We start from the raw sequence: 17,977 nt of genomic DNA on the forward strand, positions 1-17,977 counted from the left end.
ACCTATAATTCAAAAAAATTAATTATTAACTCACTAAACGCGTCCTTTAAGCGCATTAAAAACCCAGGCATTTGCAAAAAAACCAATACCTACTGCCGCAAAACCCCAACCTGCCACATCATCATACCTAAATGCTCCAAGTGCTATAAGACTTAAACCCACTATTATCATTATGGTAGTGGCCCAAGCCAAAACCGTATTTTTATTCATTGCCATAATTTTTTGCTATTATATTTTCAGAAAAACAAATATCGTATTTTTAAACAAAAAAGCACCTAAAAAAGGTGCTTTTCGCTATTAATCATTCTGAACACTTAGTTCATAGGAACTTCTATAATAATTAGTTTTGAAGCTTGCTTTGCTTGAATATTTATTGTTTCTGTATCCCAAACACCAATAGCATCTCTGCTTTTCAATACTTCATGTTCTACTTCAACTGCGCCATCTACAACAAAAACGTACAACCCATTCATTTTATCTTTAACAGATATTGAAATAGTGTGATTTTCACTTAAACTCGATCTGTAAATATACGCTTGCTGACTTATTGGTAGGGCATTTTCAATACCTTTATTTTTTGGAGCCACAACCGTTTGTAAACTATTTATTTGAGCTTGTTCATCAAATTTACGTTGCTCATAATTTGGCTTAACACCTAATGCTTCAGGAATAATCCACAGTTGTAAAAAATTCACTTCTTCTGATTCGCTATCATTAAATTCAGAATGTGTTAACCCTGTACCTGCACTCATGACCTGAATTTCACCAACCTCTATAGCGCGTTTATTTCCCATACTATCTTTATGAGATAAAGCGCCTTTTAATGGAATAGAAATAATTTCCATGTTTTGATGTGGATGTGTACCAAACCCCATACTGGGTTGTACTACATCATCATTTAGCACCCGAAGTTTACCAAAATTCATTCGATTTGGGTTTTGATACCCTGCAAAGCTAAACGTGTGAAAGGATTTTAACCATCCGTGATTAGCAAATCCTCTAGAATCTGCTTTATGAATAATTGTTTTCATAACTTTTATGTTTTTAAGCTGGAAGAAACCCCATTTTACCCATTTGGTAATCGCGCATAGCTTCCAAGATTTCTGTTTGTGTATTCATTACATACGGCCCATAAGTGGCTACAGGCTCATTAAGTGGTTCTCCCGATAAGAAAAGAAGTTTACTTCCTTTTATTCCTTTAATAGATATACCATCACCATCTTGATTAAATTCAATGATTTGGTTGTCATCTACTTTGAGTACCGCGTCATTATTTATTTCAACTTCGCCATCAATTAAATACACCAAAGCCTTATGAGTTTTTTGAATATCAAGCTCAAAATACCCACTTTCCTCTATTTGAAGCAAAAAAGCATTGACAGGTGTTTGCGTTTTTATTCTACCAAAGGTACCATTAAGCTCTCCTGCAACAATTTTAATACGTGCTTTTTCATCTGAAGAAGTGACAACTCTAAAATCTTCATGTTTTTCATGTTGATAATTTGCAGGTAACATCTTTTTGGCCGCAGGCAAATTAATCCATAACTGAATCCCCTCAATAAAGCCTCCTTTTTCAACAAACGCTTTGGTTGGTGCTTCTGCATGAATAATACCTCTACCAGCCGTTGTCCACTGTACATCACCCGATTTTACAACACTTTCATTTCCTAAGGAATCTCTGTGTAATTGCTCCCCTTGAATTAAAAAAGTAACAGGTTCAAAGCCGCGATGTGGATGCGGTCCTAAATCGAAAGGATTATTCTTGGGTGAAATTTCATATGGACCATAATGATGTAGTAATATAAAAGGATCGACCATATCAATTGAAGGGCTAGGCAGCGGTTGACGCAATCGTATGGGCCCCATGTTAACAAAATCACTTCGTCCTATTGTTTTAATACTATTCTTTTTCATAACATTTACCACTTTTCTTGAAAAAATGTGGATTTAAATTTTATCTAATTTTATCTAACAAATCACTTAACATCTGAGCTTCTTCGTCTGTTAATTTTTCTAACAAGTCTTCTTTAAACTCTTTGTCTATAGCTTTTAACAGTAGCAAGCCCTTTTCTGTAATTTCTATATGTACTACCCGTCTATCATCAGGGCAAGGCAATCTATTTATCAATGTTTTAGCGCACAACTTATCCATCAATCTGGTAGCATTAGGAGCCCGCTCAAGCATGCGTTCCTTAATAGTTTGTACCTTAATAGGCTTTCCCGCACCACGCAATATTCTTAAAATGTTAAACTGCTGAGGCGAAATTCCATAAGGTTTAAAAAACTCGTTTTGATGACTATTGATCCAATTAGCGGTATAAATAATATTAATTAAAGCCTTTACTTTAGTATTCTTGAAAGTAGAATGTATATCTTTAGAAATATCACCCATAATTATAACGCGTTTTTAAAATGATTTACTTTCTGCTTTAATTCAGCATCTAATGCTTCATTTATAATTTTACCATCTACAAAATTAGAAGCAAATGAGGGCAATGAAAATACCTCTATAATTTTGGCATCATGACGCGGAAATCTATCTTGAGCCATAGCTAAAACGGATACGCCTCCTCTACCTCCTGGTGAAGTAGCCATCAATAACATGGGTTTACCACAAAAGGTTTTACTTTCAATTCTAGACATCCAGTCAAATAAATTTTTAAACACCGCGGAGTACGCTCCATTATGTTCTGCCAATGACACTATTATACCATCTGCACTTTTAATAGCCTCTAAAAACTTATGAGCATTACTTGGGATACCTTTTTCTCTTTCAAGATCAATACCAAAAAGAGGCAATTCAAAATCATTTAAGTCTAAAATATCCACCTGCACATTTTCAATCAAGCTAGAAGCATAGGTCACTAGCACTTTATTGATTGAATGTTTACTATTACTCCCAGAAAAACTTAGTATTCTTTTCATATTCTTTTTTGTTTAAAGATAGTAAAATTATTTAATATATTCCATGGTATATATTTCCTTGGAATTATTTTTATGATTTCATTAACAAATATAGATTCAGAACATTCAAACTTTTGTACTTTAGCCTAAAACTTGAAATTAGATGGATATCAACTTCAATAAAAACGAAGATCATAATAAACTCCTCCTTTCAGAGTTAAAAAGAAGACTAGCCACAGTAAGTATAGGAGGCGGCAAAAAAAGAATAGAAAAACTTCACCAAAAAGGAAAACTAACGGCCAGAGAACGTATTGATTTTTTGTTGGATGATAAATCTGAAACTATTGAAATTGGTGCTTTTGCTGGTGAAGGTATGTATGCCGAACACGGCGGATGCCCCTCCGGAGGTGTGGTGGTAAAGATGGGATACATTAAAGGAAAACAATGTATTGTTGTGGCTAATGACGCTACGGTGAAAGCAGGTGCTTGGTTTCCTATTACAGGTAAAAAGAATCTTCGGGCGCAAGAAATAGCCATTGAAAATAAGCTTCCTATTATTTATTTGGTTGATTCGGCTGGTGTTTATTTACCTCTTCAAGATGAAATTTTCCCCGATAAAGAACATTTTGGTCGTATTTTTAGAAATAATGCGATTATGAGCAGTATGGGTATTACACAAATTGCAGCCGTTATGGGCAGTTGTGTTGCTGGCGGTGCTTACCTCCCTATTATGAGTGATGAAGCTTTAATTGTAGACAAAACAGGAAGTATTTTTCTAGCTGGTAGTTATCTGGTAAAAGCGGCTATTGGAGAACATATTGATAATGAAACTTTAGGTGGTGCTACAACCCATTGCGAAATTTCAGGAGTTACTGATTATAAAGCCAAAGATGATAAAGACGCCTTAGATACCATTAAAAACATTATTGATAAAATTGGCGATTATGACAAGGCTGGTTTTAACAGAATTCCGTCTAAAAAACCTAAAGACAATCCAGAAGACATTTATGGTGTACTTCCAAAGTCAAGAGCCGATCAATATGACATGTACCAAATCATTAGCAGACTGGTTGATGATTCTGATTTTGAGGAGTATAAAGCAGGTTACGGACAAACCATTATTACAGGTTATGCCAGAATAGACGGCTGGGCTGTTGGTATTGTTGCTAACCAGCGTAAATTGGTGAAAACTACAGGATCTAAAACCAAACCTACCGAAATGCAGTTTGGAGGCGTTATTTACAATGATAGTGCGGATAAAGCCACTCGATTTATAGCTAATTGTAACCAAAAGAAAATTCCTTTAGTTTTTTTACAAGATGTAACAGGCTTTATGGTGGGGAGCAAAAGCGAACATAGCGGCATTATAAAAGATGGTGCTAAAATGGTAAATGCAGTAAGTAATTCTGTAGTGCCTAAATTTACTATTATTATTGGAAACAGCTACGGTGCTGGTAATTATGCCATGTGCGGCAAAGCCTATGATCCAAGACTAATTGTGGCATGGCCAAGTGCCGAACTTGCAGTAATGAGTGGTAATTCTGCGGCTAAAGTACTATTACAGATTGAAAAAGCCTCTTTAGAAAAGTCTGGAGAGAAAATAACAGCCGAAAAGGAAGAAGCATTATTTAATAAAATTAAAGATCGTTATGATAATCAGGTATCTCCTTATTATGCTGCTGCAAGATTGTGGACAGATGCCATTATAGATCCTCTAGATACAAGAAAATGGATTAGTATGGGGATTGAAGCGGCTAACCACGCCCCTATTCAAAAACCCTTTAATTTGGGTGTACTTCAAGTTTAACTTTTAAATCTCATTAAAAAATTGTAACTTATTGATTGAAAATCAAACCTTTCAATCATGGGAACTATAAAAACATTAAACAAATGGGCGAATGCACACACGTACATTCCCCTTGATTTAGTACGCATCGCTTTAGGTGTTTTTCTTTTTTTTAAAGGCATCAATTTCATGGCAAATTCTGAAATGCTCATGAAACTTTTTGAACCATTTCAAAATATGGCAGGCGGTATGATTATTATCCACTATGTAGCACCAGCTCATTTTATTGGAGGTATTCTAATTGCTTTTGGACTACTTACCAGATGGGCCATTTTAGCGCAACTACCCGTAATCATTGGTGCTGTTGTTATCAACTTTGCAGGAGAAATGAATACTGGAAACCTTATTATGGCTTTAATTACACTTTTTGTGTGTGCCTTCTTTTTAGCCTATGGTTCTGGGAAACACTCCGCCGATTATTATTTTAAAATGCAGCAATAAAAAAAGCGACCATTGGTCGCTTTTTTGTCCAAAACTAATATCTTATTTTATTTCTGTACTAAAAGGAAATAGTAACTGAACGCCTTTCTTTTTAGATAGCGATTTAATTTCTTTAAGAATCTTATAATTTTCTTCGCCTAGTTCTTCTTTCAATATCGTTTCTTTCGCTTTAACTATTCCAAATTGTTCCAATATTTTATCAAGATTTTTCTCAAAAACAGGAAACTCTTTTATTCTGTAATCTTCAATTTTGGCCGCTCTAGCCGCTTCATTTAAGGCTACATCCAATCCGCCAAGCGCATCTACCAAACCATGATTTACAGCATCAACTCCCGTCCAAACCCGACCCTGAGCGATAGCTTCAACTTGATCTTTAGTAAGCTGTCTACCTGCTGACACCCGATCTATAAACAACTCATAAACATCTAAAACACCTTCTTGGATAAACTGACGCTGTGTTTCATTTAATGGCTCAAACAAACTATAAGTAACCGCATTTTGATTGGTAGTTACCTGTTCTGCATTAATACCCATGTTACGAGCCAGTTGCTCTACATTTGGCAAAACACCAAACACACCAATGCTTCCTGTTATAGTTGTGGATTCTGCAATTATTTTATCGGCGTTACAGGCTATATAATACCCGCCAGATGCTGCCATATTTCCCATAGATACAACCACAGGTTTTACCTTTTTAGTAAGTGCTACTTCACGCCAAATTAACTCACTAGCCAAAGCGCTTCCTCCTGGAGAATTAATTCTCAAAACAACCGCTTTTACCCGATCATCTTCCCTTGCTTTTTTTAATGATTTATTTATAGCACCCTGGCCCACAACACCAACATCACCTTCTCCATAAATGATTTCACCTTCAGCAAAAATTACGGCAATTTTATTTTTAGTGCTATAATTTTTCACATTAGTTGAAGCGTATTCGGCATAATCTTTAATTTTAATATACTTTAGATCATCAGATTTTGTTAGACCTGAAGCAGCTTTCATCACATCAACATATTGATCATGATACACAATTTTATCAATCAATTTTGATTCAAGAGCTAAATGTGGATTTCGAGCCAATAAACTATCTGCTATAATATCTAATCTCTCTACAGAAACATGTCTACTCTCCGAAATCTCTTTCTTGATTTCACTCCATAACGAATTGAGATACACTGAAATTTGTTCACGGTTATTTTCACTCATTTCATTACTTAAAAATGGTTCTACTGCACTTTTATATTTTCCATGCCTTACAACCTCCATTTTTAAACCTGTTTTCTCTTGAAAATCTTTAAAATACAGTCGCTCTGAATACAATCCTTTAAACTCCATTAAACCTGCGGGGCTCATATAAATAGTATCTGCAACAGAACTTAAATAATAATCCTTTTGAGTAAACACATCTGCATAAGCCAACACAAACTTGCCAGATTCTTTAAATTTCAACAAAGCTCTTCTTAACTCTTTAAGTTGTGAAACGCCTGCGTTTACAAAGTTGTTATCTATAGATATGCCTTTTATTTTATCATCAAAAGCGGCATAATTTATGGCGTCAATGATATTAAACAGGCCGTCTTTTCTATGCTCATTTAAAAAGGTATATTCTTTAAATTCAACTTTTCCTGCATAATCTTGAATTGGAAAATCTAAAGTTAAATCTAAAACAGTATTAGGTTTAACTTGAATGGTTTTTTCAGCGCCCGAGCCTAAAACGACTCCAAGAATAATGAGTCCGAAAAAACAAATAACAAAAAACAGAATCAGCCCTGTTAGTGTAGACAAAACACGTTTAAAAAAGTTCATATATTTAATTTCCTATCAGTTGTGTAAAAACCTTAATTGTTACAATTAATTGGCTAATAATTCTAAGGTTTTCTTTCTATGAATTTTGCCAGATGAGGTTTCAACAAATTTTGGTATTGAAATAATTTCTTTAGGTTTTTCATATTTACCAAGCACATCAAAAACAGATTGATCTAGTTTATTTGCATCTCCTTCTAAAATAAGTACTAATTTCTGCCCCAAAGTATCATCTGGTTTAGACGTAATAAAAAATTCTCCTGCTATTTTACTCTGTAATTTCTTTTCAATAGTTTCCGGAACCAATTTGATACCTCCAGAATTAACGAGGTTATCAATACGTCCTAACCATTCAAAAGTTGTATCTGAATGCACTTCAACCAAATCATTTGTCACTATTTTTTTGTTTGCAATATGAGGTGCCTCAATCAACAAACAGCCACGATCATCTTTTGAAACCGTAATATTTGGCAATGTTTTAAAATAACCAACCTTGTCCTCTTCTGTAAAATTATTAAGTTTTTTTACTGCGATATGCGACACAGTCTCTGTCATGCCATATGTTTCATAGATATTAGGCTTTTTATCCTTTATCATTTCAATAATTGGAGCGGAAACTTGTCCTCCTCCAACTATAACCGTTTTTATTTTCTTTAGATATCTAGCAAAGTTTTTTAATTGCATAGGTGTAAAAGCACAAAATGCATAATCTTTTTCATAATCAATTTGCGGAAGACCGGCAGGCCTAATCATATCAAGTTCTAAACCTAAAATGATGGCTCTAACAATCATCATTTTTCCTGCTATGAAATTTGACGGTAAGCAGTGTAAAACTTTATCACCAGGCTTTAAATTGAAAAAATCACCCGTAACTATGGCAGAATTTACCATAGCCTGCTTTTTAATTTTTAACCTTTTTGGCTTTCCAGTAGAACCAGAAGTTTGAACCACAATATGGTCTTTATCATCTAACCAGTCTAATAAAAAATTTCCTAATTCTTGCTGGTAAGGCAATCCTTCTTTTACAAAACTGTAGGCAACCTCCATAAGGTCATCATGGTTATAACTTACATTATCTAACTTAAATTTTAAGTGAACGTTTGTGTAATTGGGCGTCATAGCTTATTTGATTTTAATGATCTATAGTATTGTTTGGACTCACAACCTTTCCTAAGAGTTTCTCTTTCCAGTTGGTCCAATTATATTTTTTTGAAAGCACAAATAACAATATTGGGAATACCACAAAAACAGGTATTAGAATATCCATTAATACCATTTCTGTAGGATCGGACAAATCTTTTAAAATAGAATGTGTTTGAAAAGCCGTCCAGTCTGCCGTAACTAAAAGTGCTGTAAATAAATTATTTGCGGCATGAAAACCAAGGGCTAGTTCAAGTCCGTCATCCATTAAAGTTAGGATACCAAGAAATAGGCCTGTACCAATGTAATATACCATTATAATATACCCAAGTTTACTTACTTCTGGGTTAAAAATATGCATAACACCAAAGCCTATAGATGTGATGATTAATGGCGCCCATTTATTTTGAAAAAGTACACCTAATCCTTGCATTAAGTAACCTCTAAAAAAGTACTCTTCAAAACTAGTTTGCAAAGGAATTAATAAAATACCTATAACACATAGAATTAAAAATGGAACTAGGTTAAAGTTAAGTTCAAAATCATCTGGGGAATAAAAAAAGTAATCAACCAATACAAAACTACTAGAAACCACTCCCCAAAGTATAAATATGAACCAAAAGCGTTTCCAATCTATCTTATTTCTGGCGGTTGTAAGGCTAACAATAGATTGCTTATGTAATAACTTTGTTGTTAATAGCACAGCCACTAAACCTACAACAAATGATAGTAGCATTAAAAACAAAAATAAATTGCTTCCTAGTAATTCTATAATCCCTGATAAATCTGATGGTATTTTATCTAAATCCTTTACCAGATACATTTTTATTGTTACCGCTCCGCCTAACGGAATGGCACCTATAAATTGCCATGCAAAAAAGATAATTACAACACCTACTAAATAACGCCATGAATCATGCAATCCTTTGTATGCTTGAGCTATATACATAGTTATAAATTAAAATTCCAGTTTAAATGTGTGTTATATTTTAAGGTTCCTTTTTCAACATATAAAGGACTATCAAAATTATTAGTAAACAATGCCCCGGTACCTAGACCTTGTGGCAAATCATTAATTTTTGTAAAGGTATATTGAGCAATAGCATTAAGCCCTACATTACTTTCTAAGGCGCTTGTTATCCACCATTCTATATTAAGGTCTTCAGCTTGTTCTATCCACTCATTACTTCCTTTAAAACCTCCAACTAAACTGGGCTTCAATATAATATATTGAGGCTTTATTTCTTGTAAAAGCTGCTGTTTTTCTTCCCTATTGAACACGCCTATCAACTCTTCATCTAGAGCTACAGGTAAGGGCGTTTCTTTACATAATTTTGCCATCTCTTGAATATGGCCCTGTTTTATAGGTTGTTCAATAGAATGTAAATCTAGTTTGGATAGAATTTCTAACTTACTAAGAGCTTCTGATGGTAAAAATGCGCCATTGGCATCAACTCTTAGTTCAATATCCTTGGAAGAAAATTGTTTTCGGATAGATTTAAGTAACTTCACTTCGGTATTAAAATCAATAGCTCCTATTTTCATTTTAATACACGTAAAACCAGAAGCTATTTTCTCTTGAATCTGCTGCCTCATAAAATCTTCATGCCCCATCCAAATTAACCCATTTATAGGAATTGAAGCCTTTCCTTTTACAAAATTTGAGGCGAATAGATTAAACGGATTGTGACTAACCAAAGATTTAAAGGCTATTTCTAAACCAAATTGTATACTTGGATACTGGTTTAGTTCGTGTAATAAAACCTCTTTTCCTAGATTTATATTGGCACAAACCCATTGTAATTTAGCTTCATAATCTGGCCTATCATCAATAGAAAGCCCTTTAAATAGTCCACACTCCCCTATACCTTGATTTGAATTTTCTTCTAAAATTAAAAAATACGTTTCTTTCGTTTTTAAAATTCCACGTGATGTACCACTTGCTTGTTTGAATTTTAAAACGTACTTTTTAAAAAATGCTTTTATCATCTACAATTCAATAAATTCACCAATTTCAAGAAGCATTAAATCTTTATTTTTTTCGAAGAATTTTTGTTTCGCTTCTTTATGATCTATTTCAATATACCCAAATGTATCATAGTGATACCCTAAAACTTTGTCGCAATTAACAAAATCACTAGCTACAATGGCGTCATCAACCCCCATGGTAAAGTTATCTCCAATGGGTAGAATGGCTAAATCTAATTGGGTTTGAAGCGGAATTAATTTCATATCATAAGTTAAAGCCGTATCTCCTGCTATATAAATATTTTTGTGCTCTCCTTCAATAACAAAACCTCCTGGCTGCCCGCCATAACTACCATCAGGAAATGAAGATGTATGAATGGCATTCACATATTTAACGGTGCCAAATTCAAAATCCCATTTTCCACCGTGGTTCATTGGGTGGCCATCAATACCAAGCTTTTCGTAATGCGATACGATTTCAAAATTTGAAATAACAATAGCACCTGTTCTTTTCGCAATAGATTCTACATCTACAATATGATCTTGATGAGCGTGCGTTACTAAGATAAAATCTGCTGCTAATTCATCTATATTTATATGAGACGCTTTGGAGTTTGCTGAAATAAATGGATCTACTAAAATGTTCACATTATTAACTTCAATCCCTAAGCTAGCATGACCATAAAATGTAATTTTCATAGTTAAACTTTTAAGCCATGAAATTACGAAAAAATTCTACAATAAATGCCCAATACCCATCAATACTGCCAATAAAACTGTAGTTAACGCTAGTTTTTTTAATTCAGGATCTAAATCCCTTGGATTCTCATTATATCTAACTTTTTTTAGGTGAATTATGAGCGGTATATAAGTCACTAAATAGATAAAATTAAACACAGAAGTGTAGTATAAAATGCCGAATAAAGCCGAAAAAACAATGGCTAATCCCACTAAGATATAATGATAGTTTTTTGCACCATGCTCCCCTAATTTTACTGCTAGAGTCATTTTATTTGATTTAGCGTCTGGCACACGATCTCTCATATTATTTAAATTCAGTACAGCGGTACTTAACAACCCAATGGACAAGGCTGGTAAAAATACCACATGATCAATAGTTTTAGCAAACAAAACATAACACCCTGCTACACTTACCCCTCCAAAGAAAATAAACACAAAAATATCTCCAAATCCTTTGTAACCATAAGCTCCGCCACCAACGGTATAGCGGATTGCTGCCACAATAGACATAATGCCCAGAATGAAGAAGATTAAAGTCAACCAAAAATACTTAACCCCAAAAGCTTTAAAAATAAGAAAACAGGCTAAAGCAATTGAAATTAGCACATTAATTTTAATAGCATTAAATAACTCTTCGGGAGATATTTTACCTGACTGAATAGCTCTTTCTGGTCCTACTCTATCATTATTATCCGTTCCTTTTACGCCGTCGCCATAATCATTGGCCAAGTTTGATAATATTTGAAAACTTAACGTGGTTAAGATAGCCAAAGTAAAAATAGACCAATTAAAATAACCGTTATATTCAGCTAAACAAGCAGCCAGTATGATTCCCGATATAGATAATGGAAGCGTCCTTAAACGCATGGCAGAAATCCACGTAGAAAATTTCTCCATTATGGAATCCATTTTTTTTCAAAATTAGGCTTACGCTTCTCTAAAAATGCGTTTCTACCTTCTTTTGCTTCTTCTGTCATATAAGCTAATCGTGTTGCTTCTCCTGCAAACACTTGTTGCCCAACCATACCATCATCAGTTAGGTTCATGGCAAATTTTAACATTTTTATTGATGTTGGTGATTTTGCTAATATTTCTTGAGCCCATTGAAAGGCAGTAATCTCTAACTCTTCATGTGGTATAACTGCATTTACCATTCCCATTTCAAACGCTTCTTGCGCCGAATAATTTCTTCCTAAGAAAAATATTTCTCTTGCCTTTTTCTGCCCAACCATTTTTGCTAAATAAGCTGAACCATAACCTCCATCAAAACTCGTTACATCGGCATCTGTTTGTTTAAAAATAGCATATTCCTTACTTGCCAATGTTAAATCACAGACTACATGCAAACTATGCCCGCCTCCTACAGCCCAACCAGGAACCACTGCTATAACAGCCTTTGGCATAAACCTAATTAAGCGTTGCACCTCTAAAATATTTAATCTGTGATAGCCGTCTTCACCTACATAACCTTGATGACCCCGTGCTTTTTGATCTCCACCACTACAAAAGGAATACACACCATCTTTTGTAGAAGGGCCTTCTGCAGACAATAAAACAACTCCTATGTTTACATCCTCATTAGCATCATAAAATGCGTCATATAATTCACTTGTTGTTTTTGGTCGGAATGCATTTCTTACATTAGGACGATTAAAAGCAATTCTTGCAACACCATCACACTTTCTGTAAGTGATGTCTTCATAATCTTTTACGGTAACCCAATTAGGTTCTTTCATGTTTGTAATTTTGCTCAAAAATAAATTTTATTTCTAGAAAATTCATATTTTGATAATTTAAAAATATCATTTGTTTTGTAATATATTCCTTCACTTTCAGCTATAAAACACTCTAATCTTATACTTTAATTACTATAAATTAAATTAACATAAATGAATACTTCTTGTTAAGATGTTAATATTTTGCAAATTAAACAGGCATTGTATACAAAAAACAAGAAATACTCAAAATAAAAAAATAAGTGCTTCTACGTACAAATTTGTAGTACTTTATTTATTATATTTGTACTAAAGCTATTAATTAAAGTATCCCCCAATGCCTATGTTAACGACTATTACTCTAATTATTTTCTTCTTAGTGTGTGTTAACTTTCTTCTTTTAAAGTTTAGCACAAATAAAGTTTTAAAAACTTCTAAGGAAGGTAAAAAACCTGTTATCTTAAAATCTGATGAAAAAATTAAAACGTTACCAACTTTAGCTCCTACTGGAAGTTAAAATTAGGCAACTTATTTAATCACAAAAAGACTTACCATTCTATGGGTGTTATGCCAATATGCTCCAGATAATTATTTGTTGCACTAAAACATTTATTACCAAACCAATACCCTCTGTTAGCGCTTAAAGGCGATGGATGGCCTGAAGTTAATATTTGGTGCTTCTTAGAATCAATAAACTTAGATTTTTTCTTTGCAAATCCTCCCCAAAGCAAAAACACAATATTGTGGTGCTTTTCGTTGATTAATTGAATTACAGCATCTGTGAATTGCTCCCATCCTTTATTTTGATGGCTTCCTGCCTGATGTGCTCTTACCGTTAACGTTGCATTCAAAAGTAATACCCCTTGTTTTGCCCACCTTGACAAATCACCACTTTTAGGATATGGTACACCTCTATCTGTTTCTATTTCTTTAAAAATATTTATCAATGAAGGTGGATGAGCTACATTATCATGCACCGAAAAACATAACCCATTTGCTTGTCCGTAACCATGATAAGGATCTTGCCCTATGATAACCACTTTTACATCATTAAAATGGCAATAGTTAAATGCATTAAAAATTTCATCCCCAGAAGGAAAACAGGTGTGTTTTTGATACTCTTCTTTTACAAAAACAACTAAATCGTCAAAATATTTCTTTTCAAATTCTTCCTTTAAGTATGGCTTCCAGCTTTCATGTATTTTAACATCCATAACTTTTGTTTCTTTAATTAAGAATTTTAACTAATAATTCTTTTAATAAGTCGCCTTGAGACACAGAATTAGCACCTACCCCTTTACTTTTTAAGTCAAAATCCCGTAAGGTAGCCACTACAGTACTTACTTTTTTCATCGGGTAATTACGCGCAGCAGAAACATATTCATTCACAAAGTAAGGGTTAATTTTTAAAGCTGATGCCACATGCCTGGGTGACTTGTCCTGCAAGCCATGAAAATGTAATAACTGTGAAAAAAAATTAAAGAGCAGGGAAACCGTAACCACCATAGGATTATCTTTCGGGTTGTCTCCAAAATAATTCACAATTTTATACGCTTTGATACTATTGCGTTCACCAATTGCTTTTCGTAACTCAAAATTATTATAATCTTTACTAATCCCTATATTTTCTTCAATATGTTCTGGGGATATTTGCGTGTTCTCGGGTAAAATAATCTGTAATTTTTCTAATTCATTATTGATTTTGCTTAAATCGGTTCCTAAAAACTCAACAAGCATTTGTGCTGCCTTAGGTGTTATAGTATATTTTCTTGGAGATAAAACCCGTCGAATCCAATCAGCCACTTGATTTTCATAAAGCTTCTTGCTTTCATACACAACCCCAATTTTATTTATGGCTTTATAAAGCGACTTTCGTTTATCTATTTTTTTATATTTATAGTTCACAACCAATATGGTAGTAGGCTGCGGGTTTTCGGCATATTTTGATAATTTCTCTATAGATCTTGCTAAATCTTGTGCTTCTTTTACCATAACCACTTGGTATTCAGCCATCATAGGAAAACGTTTGGCACTACTAACAATATCTTCAACAGACACATCTCTGCCATACAAAACCATTTGGTTAAAGCCTCTTTCTTCTTCTGAAAGGACAGAATCTTCAATTAAATCAGATATCTTGTCTATATAGTATGGCTCCTCTCCCATTAAGAAATAAATGGGTTTAAAGTTTCTTTTTTTTATTTCAGCAACTAGCTGTTTTACATCGTCCAATTACAATCATCTATTTACAATCAAAGCATCACTTTGATTATTTGTTCTTTTATAAAAGAAATTTAACTTTGAAGATTAAATAAAACCATTGACAGAACTCAATTTTTCAAAGTATTCATTTCGATTCAAAAATAGCGAAAATAAAGTATCCATATTTGATACTATTCGCAAAAAATTTGTGATTTTACAACCCGAAGAATGGGTAAGACAGCATTGTATTAAATTTTTAATTGAGGAAAAAGGATATCCTGAATCCCTCATAAATATTGAAAAAGAGCTAAAAATAAACTCCTTAAAAAAACGTTATGATATTGTTGTTTTTAACACAGATGGCAGTATACATTTGGTTATAGAGTGCAAAGCTCCAACCATTAAAATAAGTCAAGATACTTTTGACCAGATAGCACAATACAACATGGAATTAAACGCGAGCTATTTAATGGTCACCAATGGAATAAATCATTATTATTGTCAAATGGATTTTAAAAACGAACGTTATCAATTCTTAAGAGAAATCCCTGACTATAAAACATGAATATAGCGGTTGTCATATTAAATTGGAATGGTAAAAAACTTCTTGAACAGTTTTTACCTTCAGTAGTCAATTATTCACAAGAAGCTGACATTTATATTGCTGACAATGCCTCTACGGATGATTCTATAGCATATATAAAACAAACTTTTCCTTCTGTAAGCATTATTCAAAATAAAGAAAATGGAGGGTACGCCAAAGGATATAACGATGCCTTAAAACAAATTAATGGAGATATTTTTTGCTTACTTAATAGTGATATTGAAGTAACTAAAAACTGGTTAAAACCCATTTTGTCTCGATTTAAAAATCACAAAGAAACAGACATTATACAACCCAAAATATTAGATTATAAAAACAAACAATACTTTGAATATGCGGGTGCTGCAGGTGGTTTTATAGACCAATATGGCTATCCTTATTGCAGAGGCAGAATTTTTAATACTGTTGAAGCAGATTATGGCCAGTATGATGATAATTCTCAGATTTTTTGGGCTTCTGGAGCATGTTTATTCATCAAAAAGAGGGTTTTTGAGCACTTGAATGGGTTTGATGAATCTTTTTTCGCCCATATGGAAGAAATTGACCTGTGTTGGAGAGCCATAAATAAAGGATATCATATTTGGTATATTCATGATTCTGTGGTTTATCACGTTGGTGGCGCTACACTTAATGATCAAAACCCTAAAAAAACATTTCTGAATTTTAGAAATAGTTTGTTCACACTTACAAAAAATGCACGAGGCCTTCTTTTTAAACTCATATTAATCCGATTGATTTTAGATGGCGTTGCTGGCTTAAAATTTCTTTTTAATCTCAAACCAAAACATACCCTAGCCATTATTAAAGCTCACTTTAGTTTTTATAGTCATTTCCCTAAATTACTCAAGCAGAGACATACCGTAAAAAACAAAAAAAAATATTACAACCGCACATCCATTATTGTAGACTATTTCGTAAATAACAAAAGAAAATACAGCGATTTATAACTCGTTAGTAAAAGTTTTGTTAAAATGTTAAAAACTGCTTATTTTTCTATATTTTTGTGTAACATTTTTGAAAATTAAATCCTTAATTATAATTATGAAGAAAATTTTATTACTTAGCTTATCAGCTATGGTATTCCTAAGTTCATGTGTATCTAAAAAACAATTTACAGATCTTCAAGCAAAACAAAAAGAAACTCAAGATTTGCTTAATTCAGCCACCGTTAAACTAAATTCTTGTTTAGAAGAGAGAGCGTCTGCTACGGCACGAGCTTCAGCTTTAGAAGAACAAGTTGAAGATTTAAGAAAAAGCAATGACAACTTAACTATGCTTTCTGCAAAAGGAGCTAGTAATGTTGAGAAAACTCTTGAAAGTATTAAGGAAAAAGAATTAAAAATTACGCGCTTACAAGATGCTTTAACTCAAAAAGACAGTGTTACCTTAGCTTTAGTTACAAGCTTAAAGCGTGAAGTAGGTATTAATGACCCTGATATTGAAGTAAATGTTGAAAAAGGTGTAGTATTTATATCTATTGCTGACAAATTATTATTCAAAACAGGAAGTTACAATGTATCTGCTAGAGCAAAAGAAGTTTTGGGGAAAGTTGCTAAAGTAGTAAACAGTAAGCCGGACTTTGAATGTATGGTAGAAAGTCACACTGATAATGTACCTTACAGAAAAGAGCCTTTATTAGACAACTGGGATTTAAGTGTAAAACGTGCTACTTCTGTAGTAAGAGTTTTAGAAGACCTAGGTGTTAACCCTAAGCAACTTATTGCTGCCGGTCGTGCTGAATACCAACCGTTAGTTGATAATGACACTGCTGAAAACAGAGCAAAAAACAGAAGAACAAGAATTGTTGTGCTTCCTAAGATTGATCAATTCTATGACATGATTGAAAAAGAAATGAAAAATCTTGCAGAAGGAGGGAACTAAAAACAACTTCTTAACAAATAATAAAAAAGCTCAATTTTAAAAAATTGAGCTTTTTTATTATATCTGATTTTAACTTTTTAGTTTTAAAAAATATCTAAACTTCCTTTACCCTCTCTAACTACTAAAGGATCGGAGTCTGACAAATCTATCACTGTAGAAGGTTCATTGCCACCATAACCCCCATCTATTACCAAATCAACTAGGTTGTCCCATTTTTCTAATATTAACTCAGGATCGGTAGTGTATTCTAAAACCTCATCATCATCTCGTATTGATGTTGATATAATAGGATTCCCAAGAGTTTTAACAATATCTAAAGCTATATTATTATTAGGTACTCTTATCCCAACAGTTTTTCTTCTCTTAAACGGGTTTGGCAATGATTTTGAACCCGGTAAAATAAAAGTGTATGGCCCAGGTAACGCTCGTTTCAAAATTTTAAATACAGTATTATCAATCTGTTTCACGTAGTCGCTCAGATTACTTAAATCATGGCAAACAAATGAAAAATTCGCCTTTTCTAGCTTAACACCTTTTATTCTCGCCACACGATCTAGCGCTTTAATATTAGTGATATCACAACCTAAACCATAAACCGTATCTGTAGGATATATAATTAAGCCACCTCGCTTCAGTACTTTAACAGCCTTATCAATTTCCCTTTGATTTGGATTTTCTTCATAAATTCTAATAAACTCAGCCATACTACCTGTATTATCAATAATTGTACAA

At 33.3% G+C, this 17,977-nt stretch carries 20 protein-coding genes; 5 read left to right on the top strand and 15 right to left on the bottom strand.

Annotation, left to right across the window (positions count from 1 at the left end):
• Positions 1 to 33 precede the first annotated feature (33 nt).
• The 5 genes from KFZ70_RS14100 to KFZ70_RS14120 all read right to left on the bottom strand — a co-directional run bounded on the left by KFZ70_RS14100 (position 34) and on the right by KFZ70_RS14120 (position 2,925).
• Positions 34 to 216 carry a CAL67264 family membrane protein gene (locus KFZ70_RS14100; protein WP_139694915.1) on the bottom strand — a complete coding sequence of 61 codons (183 nt, stop codon included), beginning with the start codon at positions 214 to 216 and terminating at the stop codon, positions 34 to 36.
• 98 nt (positions 217 to 314) lie between these two features.
• Entirely contained in the window at positions 315 to 1,031 is a 717-nt protein-coding gene (locus tag KFZ70_RS14105) for a pirin family protein (protein ID WP_139694916.1), read from the bottom strand.
• 13 nt (positions 1,032 to 1,044) lie between these two features.
• Entirely contained in the window at positions 1,045 to 1,914 is an 870-nt protein-coding gene (locus tag KFZ70_RS14110; protein WP_139694917.1) for a pirin family protein, read from the bottom strand.
• A 40-nt stretch (positions 1,915 to 1,954) separates the two neighbouring features.
• Positions 1,955 to 2,392 carry a MarR family winged helix-turn-helix transcriptional regulator gene (locus KFZ70_RS14115; protein WP_139694918.1) on the bottom strand — a complete coding sequence of 146 codons (438 nt, stop codon included), beginning with the start codon at positions 2,390 to 2,392 and terminating at the stop codon, positions 1,955 to 1,957.
• A 2-nt stretch (positions 2,393 to 2,394) separates the two neighbouring features.
• The gene (locus tag KFZ70_RS14120; RefSeq protein WP_139694919.1) at positions 2,395 to 2,925 is read right to left on the bottom strand and encodes an NADPH-dependent FMN reductase; all 531 of its coding nucleotides are present in this window, start codon (positions 2,923 to 2,925) and stop codon (positions 2,395 to 2,397) included.
• Positions 2,926 to 3,067: 142 nt separating this feature from the next.
• Here KFZ70_RS14120 and KFZ70_RS14125 point away from each other — a divergent pair, with 142 nt between their 5' ends.
• Together KFZ70_RS14125 and KFZ70_RS14130 are read left to right on the top strand one after the other, a co-directional pair.
• Positions 3,068 to 4,711 carry an acyl-CoA carboxylase subunit beta gene (locus tag KFZ70_RS14125; protein WP_139694920.1) on the top strand — a complete coding sequence of 548 codons (1,644 nt, stop codon included), beginning with the start codon at positions 3,068 to 3,070 and terminating at the stop codon, positions 4,709 to 4,711.
• Positions 4,712 to 4,768: 57 nt separating this feature from the next.
• The gene (locus KFZ70_RS14130; RefSeq protein ID WP_139694921.1) at positions 4,769 to 5,191 is read left to right on the top strand and encodes a DoxX family protein; all 423 of its coding nucleotides are present in this window, start codon (positions 4,769 to 4,771) and stop codon (positions 5,189 to 5,191) included.
• Between the two features lie 42 nt (positions 5,192 to 5,233).
• On the opposite strand, the gene sppA is transcribed toward KFZ70_RS14130, so the two are convergent.
• From sppA to holA, 9 genes are all read right to left on the bottom strand, one after another.
• A complete protein-coding gene (gene sppA / locus KFZ70_RS14135) occupies positions 5,234 to 6,997 on the bottom strand; it encodes a signal peptide peptidase SppA (RefSeq protein ID WP_139694922.1) in 1,764 nt (587 codons plus the stop codon).
• Positions 6,998 to 7,042: 45 nt separating this feature from the next.
• Positions 7,043 to 8,113 carry an AMP-binding protein gene (locus KFZ70_RS14140; RefSeq protein WP_139694923.1) on the bottom strand — a complete coding sequence of 357 codons (1,071 nt, stop codon included), beginning with the start codon at positions 8,111 to 8,113 and terminating at the stop codon, positions 7,043 to 7,045.
• A gap of 13 nt (positions 8,114 to 8,126) precedes the next feature.
• The gene (locus KFZ70_RS14145; protein WP_139694924.1) at positions 8,127 to 9,083 is read right to left on the bottom strand and encodes a CPBP family intramembrane glutamic endopeptidase; all 957 of its coding nucleotides are present in this window, start codon (positions 9,081 to 9,083) and stop codon (positions 8,127 to 8,129) included.
• A 2-nt stretch (positions 9,084 to 9,085) separates the two neighbouring features.
• Entirely contained in the window at positions 9,086 to 10,123 is a 1,038-nt protein-coding gene (locus tag KFZ70_RS14150) for an o-succinylbenzoate synthase (RefSeq protein ID WP_139694925.1), read from the bottom strand.
• Positions 10,124 to 10,801, bottom strand: coding sequence for a metal-dependent hydrolase (locus tag KFZ70_RS14155; protein ID WP_139694926.1), 678 nt, complete (start codon positions 10,799 to 10,801; stop codon positions 10,124 to 10,126).
• A 36-nt stretch (positions 10,802 to 10,837) separates the two neighbouring features.
• A complete protein-coding gene (gene menA, locus KFZ70_RS14160; protein ID WP_199240641.1) occupies positions 10,838 to 11,740 on the bottom strand; it encodes a 1,4-dihydroxy-2-naphthoate octaprenyltransferase in 903 nt (300 codons plus the stop codon).
• Positions 11,740 to 12,579 carry a 1,4-dihydroxy-2-naphthoyl-CoA synthase gene (locus KFZ70_RS14165; RefSeq protein WP_139694928.1) on the bottom strand — a complete coding sequence of 280 codons (840 nt, stop codon included), beginning with the start codon at positions 12,577 to 12,579 and terminating at the stop codon, positions 11,740 to 11,742. The genes menA and KFZ70_RS14165 overlap by 1 nt, the downstream gene beginning before the upstream one ends.
• 527 nt (positions 12,580 to 13,106) lie before the next feature.
• Positions 13,107 to 13,772, bottom strand: a complete 666-nt coding sequence (locus KFZ70_RS14170; protein WP_139694929.1) for a uracil-DNA glycosylase — start codon at positions 13,770 to 13,772, stop codon at positions 13,107 to 13,109.
• 13 nt (positions 13,773 to 13,785) lie between these two features.
• A complete protein-coding gene (gene holA, locus KFZ70_RS14175; RefSeq protein ID WP_139694930.1) occupies positions 13,786 to 14,790 on the bottom strand; it encodes a DNA polymerase III subunit delta in 1,005 nt (334 codons plus the stop codon).
• Between the two features lie 88 nt (positions 14,791 to 14,878).
• Between holA and KFZ70_RS14180 the strand changes: the two genes are divergently transcribed.
• The 3 genes from KFZ70_RS14180 to KFZ70_RS14190 all read left to right on the top strand — a co-directional run bounded on the left by KFZ70_RS14180 (position 14,879) and on the right by KFZ70_RS14190 (position 17,245).
• The gene (locus KFZ70_RS14180) at positions 14,879 to 15,325 is read left to right on the top strand and encodes a type I restriction enzyme HsdR N-terminal domain-containing protein (RefSeq protein ID WP_139694931.1); all 447 of its coding nucleotides are present in this window, start codon (positions 14,879 to 14,881) and stop codon (positions 15,323 to 15,325) included.
• Complete coding sequence (locus KFZ70_RS14185) at positions 15,322 to 16,311, top strand: glycosyltransferase family 2 protein (protein ID WP_139694932.1); 990 nt, start codon at positions 15,322 to 15,324, stop codon at positions 16,309 to 16,311. Before KFZ70_RS14180 ends, KFZ70_RS14185 begins: the two co-directional genes overlap by 4 nt.
• Before the next feature lie 94 nt (positions 16,312 to 16,405).
• On the top strand, positions 16,406 to 17,245 hold the full coding sequence (locus KFZ70_RS14190) for a flagellar motor protein MotB (RefSeq protein ID WP_139694933.1): 840 nt from the start codon (positions 16,406 to 16,408) through the stop codon (positions 17,243 to 17,245).
• An 83-nt stretch (positions 17,246 to 17,328) separates the two neighbouring features.
• On the opposite strand, the gene KFZ70_RS14195 is transcribed toward KFZ70_RS14190, so the two are convergent.
• Positions 17,329 to 17,949 (bottom strand): L-threonylcarbamoyladenylate synthase, encoded by a 621-nt coding sequence (locus KFZ70_RS14195; RefSeq protein WP_139694934.1) that lies wholly within the window; start codon positions 17,947 to 17,949, stop codon positions 17,329 to 17,331.
• Between the last annotated feature and the right edge of the window lie 28 nt (positions 17,950 to 17,977).

Origin of the sequence: Allotamlana fucoidanivorans, assembly GCF_045788535.1 — a bacterium.
GTDB classification, from domain to species: Bacteria; Bacteroidota; Bacteroidia; order Flavobacteriales; family Flavobacteriaceae; genus Allotamlana; species Allotamlana fucoidanivorans.

Bases quoted from the DNA above. Each gene is read 5' to 3' on its own strand.
- KFZ70_RS14100 (WP_139694915.1), bottom strand. From the start codon at position 216: ATGGCAATGAATAAAAATACGGTTTTGGCTTGGGCCACTACCATAATG.
- KFZ70_RS14105 (WP_139694916.1), bottom strand. From the start codon at position 1,031: ATGAAAACAATTATTCATAAAGCAGATTCTAGAGGATTTGCTAATCAC.
- KFZ70_RS14110 (WP_139694917.1), bottom strand. From the start codon at position 1,914: ATGAAAAAGAATAGTATTAAAACAATAGGACGAAGTGATTTTGTTAAC.
- KFZ70_RS14115 (WP_139694918.1), bottom strand. From the start codon at position 2,392: ATGGGTGATATTTCTAAAGATATACATTCTACTTTCAAGAATACTAAA.
- KFZ70_RS14120 (WP_139694919.1), bottom strand. From the start codon at position 2,925: ATGAAAAGAATACTAAGTTTTTCTGGGAGTAATAGTAAACATTCAATC.
- KFZ70_RS14125 (WP_139694920.1), top strand. From the start codon at position 3,068: ATGGATATCAACTTCAATAAAAACGAAGATCATAATAAACTCCTCCTT.
- KFZ70_RS14130 (WP_139694921.1), top strand. From the start codon at position 4,769: ATGGGAACTATAAAAACATTAAACAAATGGGCGAATGCACACACGTAC.
- sppA (WP_139694922.1), bottom strand. From the start codon at position 6,997: ATGAACTTTTTTAAACGTGTTTTGTCTACACTAACAGGGCTGATTCTG.
- KFZ70_RS14140 (WP_139694923.1), bottom strand. From the start codon at position 8,113: ATGACGCCCAATTACACAAACGTTCACTTAAAATTTAAGTTAGATAAT.
- KFZ70_RS14145 (WP_139694924.1), bottom strand. From the start codon at position 9,083: ATGTATATAGCTCAAGCATACAAAGGATTGCATGATTCATGGCGTTAT.
- KFZ70_RS14150 (WP_139694925.1), bottom strand. From the start codon at position 10,123: ATGATAAAAGCATTTTTTAAAAAGTACGTTTTAAAATTCAAACAAGCA.
- KFZ70_RS14155 (WP_139694926.1), bottom strand. From the start codon at position 10,801: ATGAAAATTACATTTTATGGTCATGCTAGCTTAGGGATTGAAGTTAAT.
- menA (WP_199240641.1), bottom strand. From the start codon at position 11,740: ATGGAGAAATTTTCTACGTGGATTTCTGCCATGCGTTTAAGGACGCTT.
- KFZ70_RS14165 (WP_139694928.1), bottom strand. From the start codon at position 12,579: ATGAAAGAACCTAATTGGGTTACCGTAAAAGATTATGAAGACATCACT.
- KFZ70_RS14170 (WP_139694929.1), bottom strand. From the start codon at position 13,772: ATGGATGTTAAAATACATGAAAGCTGGAAGCCATACTTAAAGGAAGAA.
- KFZ70_RS14185 (WP_139694932.1), top strand. From the start codon at position 15,322: ATGAATATAGCGGTTGTCATATTAAATTGGAATGGTAAAAAACTTCTT.
- KFZ70_RS14190 (WP_139694933.1), top strand. From the start codon at position 16,406: ATGAAGAAAATTTTATTACTTAGCTTATCAGCTATGGTATTCCTAAGT.
- KFZ70_RS14195 (WP_139694934.1), bottom strand. From the start codon at position 17,949: ATGGCTGAGTTTATTAGAATTTATGAAGAAAATCCAAATCAAAGGGAA.